9 protein-coding genes and 1 pseudogene are annotated in these 11,712 nt (G+C 48.2%); 5 read left to right on the top strand and 5 right to left on the bottom strand.

Annotated elements, in window-relative coordinates:
- Positions 1-4: 4 nt before the first annotated feature.
- Positions 5-331 carry a hypothetical protein gene (locus C5I45_RS02915; RefSeq protein WP_003151444.1) on the bottom strand — a complete coding sequence of 109 codons (327 nt, stop codon included), beginning with the start codon at positions 329-331 and terminating at the stop codon, positions 5-7.
- A gap of 198 nt (positions 332-529) precedes the next feature.
- Between C5I45_RS02915 and C5I45_RS02910 the strand changes: the two genes are divergently transcribed.
- A complete protein-coding gene (locus tag C5I45_RS02910; protein WP_003151443.1) occupies positions 530-769 on the top strand; it encodes a hypothetical protein in 240 nt (79 codons plus the stop codon).
- A 48-nt stretch (positions 770-817) separates the two neighbouring features.
- On the opposite strand, the gene uvrA is transcribed toward C5I45_RS02910, so the two are convergent.
- The 3 genes from uvrA to C5I45_RS02895 form a co-directional block, all read right to left on the bottom strand.
- Positions 818-3,691 carry an excinuclease ABC subunit UvrA gene (gene uvrA / locus C5I45_RS02905; protein WP_003151441.1) on the bottom strand — a complete coding sequence of 958 codons (2,874 nt, stop codon included), beginning with the start codon at positions 3,689-3,691 and terminating at the stop codon, positions 818-820.
- A gap of 7 nt (positions 3,692-3,698) precedes the next feature.
- On the bottom strand, positions 3,699-5,684 hold the full coding sequence (gene uvrB, locus C5I45_RS02900; RefSeq protein WP_003151439.1) for an excinuclease ABC subunit UvrB: 1,986 nt from the start codon (positions 5,682-5,684) through the stop codon (positions 3,699-3,701).
- Between the two features lie 175 nt (positions 5,685-5,859).
- Positions 5,860-6,096: a CsbA family protein gene (locus C5I45_RS02895; RefSeq protein WP_003151438.1), complete on the bottom strand. Its 237-nt coding sequence runs from the start codon at positions 6,094-6,096 to the stop codon at positions 5,860-5,862.
- A 300-nt stretch (positions 6,097-6,396) separates the two neighbouring features.
- Here C5I45_RS02895 and C5I45_RS02890 point away from each other — a divergent pair, with 300 nt between their 5' ends.
- The 3 genes from C5I45_RS02890 (at position 6,397) to C5I45_RS02880 (ending at position 10,903) form a co-directional block, all read left to right on the top strand.
- A complete protein-coding gene (locus C5I45_RS02890) occupies positions 6,397-8,898 on the top strand; it encodes a PEP/pyruvate-binding domain-containing protein (protein ID WP_107994215.1) in 2,502 nt (833 codons plus the stop codon).
- Between the two features lie 71 nt (positions 8,899-8,969).
- A complete protein-coding gene (locus C5I45_RS02885; RefSeq protein ID WP_003151436.1) occupies positions 8,970-9,593 on the top strand; it encodes a TetR/AcrR family transcriptional regulator in 624 nt (207 codons plus the stop codon).
- Positions 9,566-10,903 (top strand): MFS transporter, encoded by a 1,338-nt coding sequence (locus C5I45_RS02880; RefSeq protein WP_015387637.1) that lies wholly within the window; start codon positions 9,566-9,568, stop codon positions 10,901-10,903. The genes C5I45_RS02885 and C5I45_RS02880 overlap by 28 nt, the downstream gene beginning before the upstream one ends.
- A 74-nt stretch (positions 10,904-10,977) precedes the next feature.
- On the opposite strand, the gene C5I45_RS20190 is transcribed toward C5I45_RS02880, so the two are convergent.
- Positions 10,978-11,181, bottom strand: a complete 204-nt coding sequence (locus C5I45_RS20190; protein WP_157662610.1) for an acyl carrier protein — start codon at positions 11,179-11,181, stop codon at positions 10,978-10,980.
- A 50-nt stretch (positions 11,182-11,231) separates the two neighbouring features.
- Between C5I45_RS20190 and C5I45_RS19855 the strand changes: the two are divergent.
- Positions 11,232-11,671 (top strand): annotated as a pseudogene (locus tag C5I45_RS19855) (transposase); the annotation flags it as partial.
- Positions 11,672-11,712 lie beyond the last annotated feature (41 nt).

Here is an 11,712-nt window from a genome sequence, read left to right as displayed (position 1 = left end):
TTTCTTACACCTGGCGTAACACCTTAATTCCCTGCACGATATTCCAAATGACCATTCCGATGAGGATCAGAAAATAAACAGCTGCTCCTGTTATCATAACAAAAACGGGCACCATACTCTCCCCCTGGGCCGTAATCAATCCGCCGACAACACCGGCGGTCACAATCAGCAAGCCCGCAAACGGAATGATATGGGAAATCAGAGCACGCATGGCATGCCGCTTCGTCTCTTTTTCATCGACGACAAAGTAAGCCACAATCGGAAGAATGAGCGGCGCGAGAAACACGCTGAAATAACAGATTGATGCGATAATCGCTTGATTTCGGTTCAATAAAAACACTCCCTGTGCCGTGATATAAAAAACCATTCCTTATACATACGTATGACGAATGAGCGGGTTTCATTTTCATGCTAAGGACATGCTTCGTTATACGTAATTTTTGGTTTCAGAGATTTCACTATAGAATCTTTTCCCCGAACCGATTACAATATGTAACAAAGCCTGACCGTATGCAAGGAGGACATACAAATGGAGAAAGATCCCGAAAACGCCCAAGTAACGGAAGAGAGTCTTCGAAATTTAATTCGCGAACAGAAAAGAATGAACAGCGAAATGCTGGCTGAATTAGAACAGATCAAAGCAGCCCCTCTTCCCATTTCCCATGATATCCAATATATAAAAGTGCTGCTGGACAGCAGCAGCACCCATATTCTGCAGGACTTAATGCATTTAAGCAGACAGCTTCCCCAACAGAAAAAAAGCCTGTAACAACAACAGCCCAAAACCGATGAGTTTTGGGCTGTTGTTATTGATCTATTACGTGGCTGCCGTTTCTTTTTCGGCCAGCAATGTTTTCATCCGTTTTTTATCGCGTTCCATTACCGGTTTCAGATAGCGGCCCGTATATGATTCTTTCACTTCCACAACTTCTTCAGGCGTTCCGGAGGCTACGATCGTGCCGCCGCCCGCACCGCCTTCAGGTCCCAGATCGACGATGTAGTCCGCCGTTTTAATGATATCGAGATTGTGTTCAATGACCAAAACGGTATCACCGTTATCGACGAGTCTTTGAAGCACAACCAAAAGCCTTGCGATATCATCAACGTGGAGGCCTGTTGTCGGTTCGTCCAGAATATACAGCGTCCGGCCGGTGGAACGCTTATGCAGCTCGGAAGCGAGCTTGACGCGCTGCGCTTCTCCGCCTGACAGCGTCGTCGCCGGCTGGCCGAGCGTCACATACCCAAGTCCGACATCAGCAAGCGTTTGAAGCTTGCGTTTGATTTTCGGGATATTTTCAAAGAAAGACAGAGCATCTTCCACCGTCATATCCAGAACGTCGGAAATGCTTTTTCCTTTGTATGTGACCTCAAGCGTCTCCCGGTTGTAACGTTTGCCGTGGCACACTTCACACGGAACGTACACGTCAGGAAGGAAGTGCATCTCAATTTTGATGATGCCGTCGCCGCGGCAGGCCTCACAGCGCCCGCCTTTTACATTAAAACTGAACCGGCCTTTTTTATAGCCGCGCACCTTTGCTTCATTTGTCTGCGCGAATACATCGCGGATATCATCAAACACACCCGTGTAAGTTGCCGGATTTGATCTCGGTGTCCGGCCGATCGGCGCCTGGTCGATGTCGATCACCTTATCAAGATGGTCAAGGCCTTTGATTTCTTTATGGCTTCCCGGTTTCGCTTTGGCTTTATGAAGCTTTTGCGCAAGCGCCTTATGCAGAATTTCATTCACAAGCGTGCTTTTTCCCGAACCGGACACACCTGTCACCGCCGTAAAAGTGCCGAGCGGGAATTTGGCGTTCGCTTTTTTCAGGTTGTTTTCTGAAGCGCCTTTGATTTCAATGAACCGGCCGTCAGGCTTTCTTCTCTCCGGAGGCATCGGGATGAATTGAGCCCCTGACAAATAACGTCCGGTCAGAGAATCCGCATCATTCATCACTTCTTCAGGCGTCCCCGCCGATATGACGCGGCCGCCGTGAATGCCGGCGCCCGGACCGATATCTATCAAATAATCGGCAGCCATCATCGTATCTTCATCATGCTCCACGACAATCAGTGTGTTGCCGAGATCCCTCATGTTTTTCAGCGCGCTGATCAGACGGTCATTGTCACGCTGGTGAAGGCCGATGGACGGCTCATCAAGAATGTACAGGACGCCTGACAAACGGGAGCCGATCTGCGTCGCAAGCCTGATACGCTGGGCTTCTCCGCCTGACAGCGTTCCCGCCGCCCTGCTCAGCGTCAGGTAATCAAGACCGACTTTATCTAAAAAGCTGAGACGCTCCACAATCTCTCTTAAAATTAAATCGGCAATCTGCATATCTTTCTCAGACAGCGTCAGGTTTTTGAAAAATTCCAGCGCATCGCCGACGGAAAGCTCGGTAATGGTGCCGATGTGGCGCCCGTTGACCAAAACGGCAAGCGCTTCTTTCTTCAGCCGGTAGCCTTTGCACGTCGGGCACGGCTTCTGTGACATGTACTGCTCCATCTGTTCACGGATATAATCGGAGCTTGTCTCTTTATACCGTCTCTCAATATTGCGCAGCACACCTTCAAATTCAATTTCATTTTCGCGCACTTGTCCGAAATCATTCTCGTATTTAAAGTAGATCCGTTCATTGCCGCTGCCGTACAGCACTTTATCAAGCTGATGCTTCGGCAGGTCTTTGACCGGAGTCTCCATATCAATGCCGTAATGGCGGCAGACCGCCTGAAGCAGCTGCGGATAATATTGTGAACTGATCGGCGTCCACGGCGCGATGGCGTGTTCCTTTAATGACAGTTCAGGATTGGGAATGACAAGCTCAGGGTCCACTTCCAGCTTCAAACCGAGACCGTCACAAGTCGGGCAGGCACCGAACGGGCTGTTAAACGAAAACAGCCGGGGTTCAAGCTCCCCGATAGAAAAACCGCACAGCGGACAGGCGTGATGCTCGCTGAACATCAGCTCTTCCTGACCGATGACATCTATCATGACACGGCCTTCCCCTAAGCGGAGCGCGGTTTCCAGTGAGTCGGAAAGCCGGGCGGCAACCCCTTCCTTGACGACAATCCGGTCAATGACCACTTCAATGGAATGCTTTTTGTTTTTTTCAAGTTCAATATCGTCGGAAAGCTCGGCCATTTCTCCGTCAATCCGCACCCTTACGTAACCTTGCTTTCTGATTTGGTCAAGCACTTTGACATGGGCGCCTTTTCTGCCTGAGATGATCGGCGCAAGCACTTGAAGCTTCGTCCGCTCCGGATATTCAAGAATCCGGTCAACCATCTGTTCGATCGTTTGCGACGTAATTTCAATGCCGTGCTCCGGGCAGTGCGGCTTCCCGACTCTCGCGTATAAGAGCCGGAGATAATCATAAATCTCCGTTACTGTTCCGACGGTTGACCGCGGATTGCGGCTCGTCGTTTTCTGATCAATGCTGATCGCCGGAGAAAGCCCTTCGATCGCATCAACGTCCGGCTTATCCATCTGCCCTAAAAATTGGCGCGCATAGGCAGAAAGCGATTCAACATACCGCCTCTGTCCTTCCGCGTAAATGGTGTCAAAGGCAAGGGATGATTTTCCCGATCCGGACAGCCCCGTCACGACGACGAGCTGATCCCGGGGAATCGTTACATCAATGTTTTTTAAATTGTGCGCCCTTGCGCCTTTCACCTCGATCCGGTCAATTGCCATGTGTTCATCATCCTTCCGCTTTAAGCTCTAACAGTAAATCACGAAGCTCTGCCGCCCGCTCGAAATCAAGCGCTCTGGCCGCTTCTTTCATTTCGTGCTCCATTTGCTCAACGACTTTCTGGCGTTCTTTCTTCGTCATCTTCGCCAGTTTAGGCGCGGCTTTTGTTTTATATTCTTCTTTATCCTCAGCGGCCTGCGTCGCGCGGATCACATCGCGGATTTCCTTATTGATCGTTTGCGGCGTAATGCCGTGAATCTCGTTAAAGCGCTCCTGCTGTTCCCGGCGGCGCTTCGTTTCATTAATCGCGATCTCCATCGAATTCGTGATTTTATCGGCATACATGATGACGCGGCCTTCCGCGTTTCGTGCCGCCCGTCCGATCGTCTGAATCAGCGAACGTTCAGAACGGAGGAAGCCTTCTTTATCCGCATCGAGAATGGCGACAAGTGACACTTCCGGAATATCAAGCCCTTCCCTCAGCAGGTTGATGCCGATTAACACATCATGTTTTCCGAGGCGGAGGTCACGGATGATTTCAATCCGTTCAAGCGTCTTAATCTCGGAATGCAGATAATTGACCTTGATGCCGATTTCCTTGAGATAATCGGTCAGATCCTCTGACATTTTTTTCGTTAAAGTCGTCACGAGAACGCGTTCATTCCGTTCAATCCTCGCCTGAATCTCGCCGATCAAATCATCAATCTGTCCTTCGATCGGACGGACGTCAATGAGGGGATCGAGGAGTCCCGTCGGTCTGATGATCTGCTCGATCATTTCCGGCGTATGCTCAATTTCATACGGTCCCGGAGTCGCCGACACGTACACGATATTGTGCATATGCTTTTCAAATTCCTCGAATCGGAGCGGACGGTTGTCAAGCGCTGACGGCAGGCGGAACCCGTGATCGACAAGCACCTGTTTTCTCGCCTGGTCACCGTTGAACATGCCGCGCACCTGCGGAATCGTCACATGTGATTCATCAACGACAATCATAAAATCGTCCGGAAAATAATCAAGCAGCGTATACGGCGTAGAGCCCGGCGGACGGAGCGTCAAATGTCTTGAATAGTTCTCGATCCCTGAGCAAAAACCCATTTCCCGCATCATTTCAAGATCATACCTCGTCCGCTGCTCAAGCCGCTGCGCTTCAAGGAGCTTGCCGTTTTCGTGCATCACTTTCAAGCGCTCCTCAAGCTCCTGTTCAATATTCAGAATCGCTTTTTCCATCTTTTCCGCCCGGGTGACGAAGTGGGAAGCCGGGAAAATCGCGACATGGTCACGGTCGCCGAGTATTTCTCCGGTCAAAGCGTCGACCTCCCTGATCCGCTCAATTTCGTCTCCGAAAAATTCCACTCTGATACAATGTTCGTCACGGGAAGCCGGAAAGATTTCCACAACGTCTCCGCGCACGCGGAACGTCCCGCGCTGAAAGTCGATATCATTGCGGGCATACTGGATATCCACAAGCTTTCTCAGCAGCTCGTTCCGCTCAATCTCCATTTCCGGTCTGAGCGACACGACCATTTCCCGGTATTCTTCAGGCGAACCGAGGCCGTATATGCATGACACACTCGCGATAATGATGACATCTCTCCGTTCAAACAGAGAGGATGTCGCGGAGTGTCTCAGTTTATCAATTTCATCATTAATGCTTGCGTCTTTCTCTATAAAAGTATCCGTTTGAGGCACGTACGCCTCCGGCTGATAGTAATCGTAATAGCTGACAAAATACTCGACAGCGTTGTTCGGGAAAAACTCCTTAAACTCGCTGTACAGCTGTCCGGCAAGGGTTTTGTTATGGGCAATGACCAGTGTCGGTTTATTCACTTCTTTAATCAGATTGGACACGGTAAAGGTTTTGCCCGTCCCTGTCGCACCCAGGAGAGTCTGGTGTTTTCTGCCTTCCTGTATGCCTTTGACAAGCTTCTCAATCGCTTGCGGCTGATCTCCCTGGGGCTGATATTTCGAGACTAACTCAAAACGATCTTTCACAAAAAAGCCTCCGTTTCTTTACGAAATCTTCCTATTGATATAGTAACACAATGACGGGCAAAATCACTAAAAATACGAACTAAAGTTCGATGGTTTATTTTTACCAAGTCAATTTTTGTATAAAAAACCTGCTTTTATGGCGTAAAAGCAGGCATTCTATTTCATATTCACCATGTCAGGCATTGTCTTTCTTTTTGTCTGCTTCTTTTTTGGCCATGTACAGCCCTCCGGCCACCAGCGATACGACATCCAATCCAACGATAAAATACGTTTCGGTGTAACCCTTTAAATAGGATGCGAAAAGCAGTGCGGCTGTGAGAGCGATCGCCACATAGTGGTTAAACGTGACGCGCGTAAAAAGGACGACCAGCATAAAAGGGAAACATAATGCAAAAACGGCTTTTGTAATCACAAAAACCCTCCTCGGGAATTCTTCATCTCATCTGATTATAGTAAAAAATGAAGAATCGGACAATCGTTCCCCTGCTATCACAATACCCTTTTTCGGCAGTCTTCAATCATCTGTCAAAGAAAATGTGAATATAAATCCATTGAACCATTAACCAGATGAATCGAATTACCTTTCTTCAGCCGAAAGGATGAGAAGGTTTAGGTCTTTGTATCTTTGACAGTTTCTTCCTCCCTCTTTACAATGTAATGATAGTGTTTACTATCATTTTCTTGGATGAAGAAAAAAAGGGGGTCATACCGCATGTATTCAGTGCGATTTCAAAAAGCGGAAGAATCGAGCCGCTCTGCAGGAGCAAAAGGAATGAACCTGATTAAACTGACGAAAAACGGGCTGCCCGTTCCCGGCGGTTTTATCATTCAGACGAATGCCCTGACACGTTTTATGGAAGACAACGGGCTTCAAGCAGATCAGGAACAGCTGGAGCGCGCCATTATGAACGGCACGTTTTCAAAAGAGCTTCGGGAGGAACTGACCGCATCGTTTTATGAATTGAGAGAATCATACGCCTCTGTCGCCGTACGTTCCTCCTCCGCGTCCGAAGATCTTGAAGGCTCTTCTTTCGCGGGACAGTACGAAACCTATTTAAATATCAAAACTGAAGAAGAGTTTCTCGGAAAAGTGAAAGAGTGCTGGGCTTCCTTCTTCTCGGCGCGGGTCAGCGGTTATAAAGAGAAAATGAACAATGACACCGCAGAACCGTTAATGGGCGTTGTCGTGCAAGGTCTGATCAATTCCGAGGTTTCAGGGGTCATTTTCAGCCGCAACCCCGTCACACATGATGACGGAGAACTGATGATCAGCGCGAGCTACGGCCTCGGAGAAGCAATCGTCTCCGGCAGCGTGACGCCCGACACATTTATCGTCAATAAAGACACATTTCAGGTTGAAAAAGAAATCGGCTTAAAAGAAATGTATATCGTCTCTAAAGACGAAGGCGTGACGGAAAAAGAGACGTCCGCTGACATGAGAAACCGCTTCTGCCTTGATGACGAGAGCGTCAAAGAGCTTGCCATGCTGACAATAAAGACGGAGGAACTGTACGGTTATCCCGTGGATCTCGAATTCGGATTTGCCGAAAATAGGCTCTATCTGCTTCAGGCCAGACCGATTACAACGATCGCGCAGGATCAGAAAGCGGCAGACGAAGAACGGGAATTTATCATGACGCCCCGGGATCAGAAAGATTTTTGGCTCAATATGGAGTCCAATATAGAAGGTCCCGTCAGCCCGTTATTCGCTTCACTCATTGTGCCGGCTTTGGAATACGGCCTCAAAGAGAGCACGAAGACCTTCCCTGTGATGGGCATCGAGATTGAGCGTGTCAAATTTCATCAGGGTCATGTTTTTTCCAGACAGCATAAGACGGACGACAAGCTGCCCGCAGAACAGTTAGAAGCGCTTTTCCCCGTCTTGGCTGACCGCATGTACGATATTATTCAGGAAACCTTTCTGCCTTTTTATCAAAAGCTGGACAAACTGGCGCATACAGACCATACGCCGGAGACTGCCATTGATGCGTTCCGAAACCTGCAAGACTTCTATTTAAAAGGATACGCAGAACATTTCAATATTGTCTTTCCGCAGGTTGCGTTAAACATGATACTGGAATCTATGTACGGACAGGTTGAGAAAGAAAACACCTCCCTTCTGTATGAAATGCTGGCCGGCGTCATGAATAAGTCATTGGAGACCGACAGACAGCTCTGGCTGCTTTCCGGACAAGTAAAAGACAGCCCTGAGCTGCGGCGCGTCTTTACGGTTTCTCATGCCGATGAGCTGCATCAGACGCTTCTGCAATCAAATGAGGGAAAACGCTTTCTCGAACAAGTCGGCGAATTTTTACAGGAATACGGCTGGAGATCCGTGAAAAGTCATGATCTCATTGAAGAAACTTGGGCGGAAAACCCTTATTTCGCTTTGGCCAACATTCAGAACTATGTCCGGAACGGATACGATTTTGACAGTGAGTTTCATAAAACGATAGAAAAACGAAAACAGCTCTACGCCGACTTTATGGATAGAATTGAAGATGACGGCTTCCGGGAGACGTTTGACCGCTATTATCAGTGGACATTGTCTTCATCCGTCATCAAAGATGATCACCATTTTTATATTGATGCGATGCTGGACGCCAAAGCGCGCCTTTGCCTTCTGAAAATCGGCGAGCTGCTTCAAAAACAAGGCGTAATCGATGATCGGGAGGATATGTGGTACTTATACAGCGATGAAGTCGAGAAAGCGCTGGCGTCGCCGGTTCCGATGCAGGAAAAAGCCGCTGAACGAAAACGGCTCTTCCAGCAATATCAATTGCTTGAAGCCCCCGCTTATCTCGGGACTCCGACTTCGGAACAGCTGAAAACGGCTGAACAGATTACCGGCTCCATCACAGAAGATGAAAAAAACACTGAACATCAAATTTACGGACTTGCAGCGTCAAGCGGAATCGCAAGCGGACCGGTGAAAGTCATTCGTGACGCAAGTGAATTTTCCCGTTTTTCAACAGGAGACGTGCTTGTCTGCAAAATGACGACACCGCTTTGGACCAGTCTGTTCCAGGATGCAAAGGCCGTCATTACGGACACGGGCGGCATCCTGTCACATGCGGCGATCATCGCGAGAGAATACGGGCTCCCGGCCGTTCTCGGCACACGTGCCGCGACTGACAGGCTGAACGACGGAGATATCGTCACGGTAGACGGGACAAACGGCAAGATTACGATTGTCAAACGCGCTTCATGCTAGGTTTCCCTCTTTATTGACGGGCAGGGCGGGTGTATACTTGTCCTGCCAGTATTTACGCGAGGTGAAACATGTTGAGAACGACGAACAAGAGAATTATTGACGCCGCGATGAATCTGATCATCCAAAAAGGATACCGCGCAGCGACAACAAAGGAAATCGCAGAAAAAGCAAAAGTAAGCGAAGCAACGATTTTCCGTAATTTTAAAAACAAACAAGGATTAATGAAAGCCATGATTGAACAGCAGGCGCCGGTTCCGGAAAGCATGATCACCAAGGCGGAAGGCGATCTGTATGAGGATCTTCTTCATTTCGCCGCGACCCTTCTGCAGCAATTGGAACAAAAAAAAGAAGTGTTCCGCATCTGCCTGCGCGAACCGGAACTATTCGAAGACGTCCTGCAGGATATTGTCGTATATCCGCAATCCGTGAAAAAGCATTTAATCGTTTACTTTAAGGAGCTGACAAAGAAAAATATGATAAGCCCCGGCAGCGAAGAAGCTAATGCAGACGTCTTTATGACGATGATTTTCGGTTATTTTATACACCGGCTGCAGCTGGGGAAAAGAGTCATTACTCTCTCTGAGGAAACGATGCTGAAACACAGCACTGAGATTTTCATGAAAGGCATTACCGGCCGGTCATTTTCCGGCTCCAAGGAGGATGAAGGATGGGTTCAAAGAAAGAATGGGCGCTGATCGTTTCGCTTTTGCTGGGAGCCATACTCGTTCCCATCAATTCTACGATGATCGCAGTCGCCCTTTCGTCCATTTCCCGCTCATTCAGCGAATCAATTGCCAGCATCACATGGGTAGTGACCGTGTATTTAATCGTGATGGCCGTGACACAGCCCATTGCCGGCAAACTCGGTGATATGTACGGAAACAAAAAAATGTATTTATGGGGCGTCGGCCTTTTTCTCATCGCATCATTGGGGTGCGCCCTCTCGCCAAGTCTTTTCTTATTGATTTTCTTCCGGGCGCTTCAGGCTGCCGGCGGCGCTTTGCTTACGCCAAACAGCATCGCCATCATCCGCCATGTCGTGTCTGAAAAACGGCTTCCGAAAGTATTCGGCTTTTTCGGCCTCGGTGCCGGGCTGGGCGCGGCTCTCGGTCCGTTTATCGGCTCTCTTTTAATTGAGAGCTTCAGCTGGCATTCGATCTTTTGGGTCAACATTCCGTTTCTTGCGATCGCACTCGTGACGGCATTAGTGATGTTTCCTAAATATAAAGAAGAAACGTCTGACGCTCCGCTTGATATCATCGGGTCCGTTTTGCTTGCCGGAAGCATTGTATCTATTATTCTTCTGACGAAAAATGAAAGCTCTTTGGGCTATTGGGTGTACGCGCTGCTCATTCTCGTATTGGTTCCGCTATTTTTCAGACGGGAGCTGCGCACGAAACATCCGATTATTGATTTTGACCTATTTAAAAACACGACCTTTACGAGCGCCAATCTGTCGGTTCTGTTAAGTAATTTAATGATGTACGCCGTGTTATTGATTATGCCGCTCTTTATGACAGGCCACTTCAGCATGAACACGTCGCACAGCGGCATGGCGCTGTCAGTCTTTTCTGTTTTCATGTCCGCCAGCAACTGGGGCGGAGCTCAGCTGCATCAGAAATGGGGCGCGCGAAGAATGATTTTTCTGTCCTTCGGGCTGATGGCCGCAGCCAATCTCTTATTTCTGCTTTTGGTTTATTCCCATTCCGTTCCGTTTCTTATGGCATCGCTTATTGTAGGAGGCATCGCGTCAGGTGCGGGGCTGACGAGCATGCAGGTATCTTCTCTTGCGACGGTAGAACCGGGCATGTCCGGCATCGCATCCGGGATTTTCTCCACCTTCCGTTATTTCGGAAGCATTATTTCTTCAGCACTGATCGGTTTAATCTCCGGGTTTCATATTCTGTTTATCATATTGATCGGAGTTTCTGTGATCGGCTTGTTCGTATCGCTTGGAATTAAGTCCGGGGAAACCGTTCAGACGAAAAAAAGCCATTCGGCATAACGAAAAAGGTTCCGTAAGCATCAGCTTTCCGGAACCTTTTCTAGTTTTCCTTCTTCATTTTCTCTCTCAAAGTGTCACCGCACTCCCCCGATGCATAGAGTATCGCAATGCGGTTTTGCTCTATGAGACCCAATAGTAGGGAATTCCGATAATAGCAACATATCATCATCAAATTCAAAACCATATGTTTTTTCGATCGCTACAATAATTTTAATAAAAGTAATAGATTCTAAAATATCTGTTACTTCACTTTCAAATGTATTTTTTTGTTTTAACAATACTTTCAATTTGTCTTAATAATTGTTCTTCCATTACTATATCCTCCGTGCACCGTTGGCACTACGTTTGCGTCCTCATTGATCTATTCAATCGAGAGATCATTGGCCGTAGTGCAGGTTCACATAAGGACGCTGCTCTGGTTTCACGCGCCTTTGCTACGGTAGAAGGCGACCTGAGCCAAATCAAGTGGTTTCATACGGATCGTGGTAGTGAGTTTAAAAACCAGAAGATGGACGAGCTTCTGGAAACCTTTGAGATCGGTACTCGTTAAGCGCGAAGGGGTGTCCTTATGACAACGCTGTGGCGGAGGCTACGTACAAGGTCATGAAAACGGAGTTTATCCATCAGATGGAGTTCCAGAACCTTGATCACCTGCAGTTGGAATTATACGACTACGTCAACTGGTTTAACAAGCATCGAATTCATGGATCTCTGGGATACATGACGCCTGTTCAGTATCGCCAAGCAACCCTTAAAAAAGCTGTCTAATTTAATGTTGACAATCCATTCCTTCCCGGTAACCTTCGCCA

Source organism: Bacillus sp. ZY-1-1 (assembly GCF_003047165.1).
Lineage (GTDB): Bacteria > Bacillota > Bacilli > Bacillales > Bacillaceae > Bacillus > Bacillus velezensis.
This window is presented reverse-complemented; position numbering and strand designations above follow the sequence as displayed.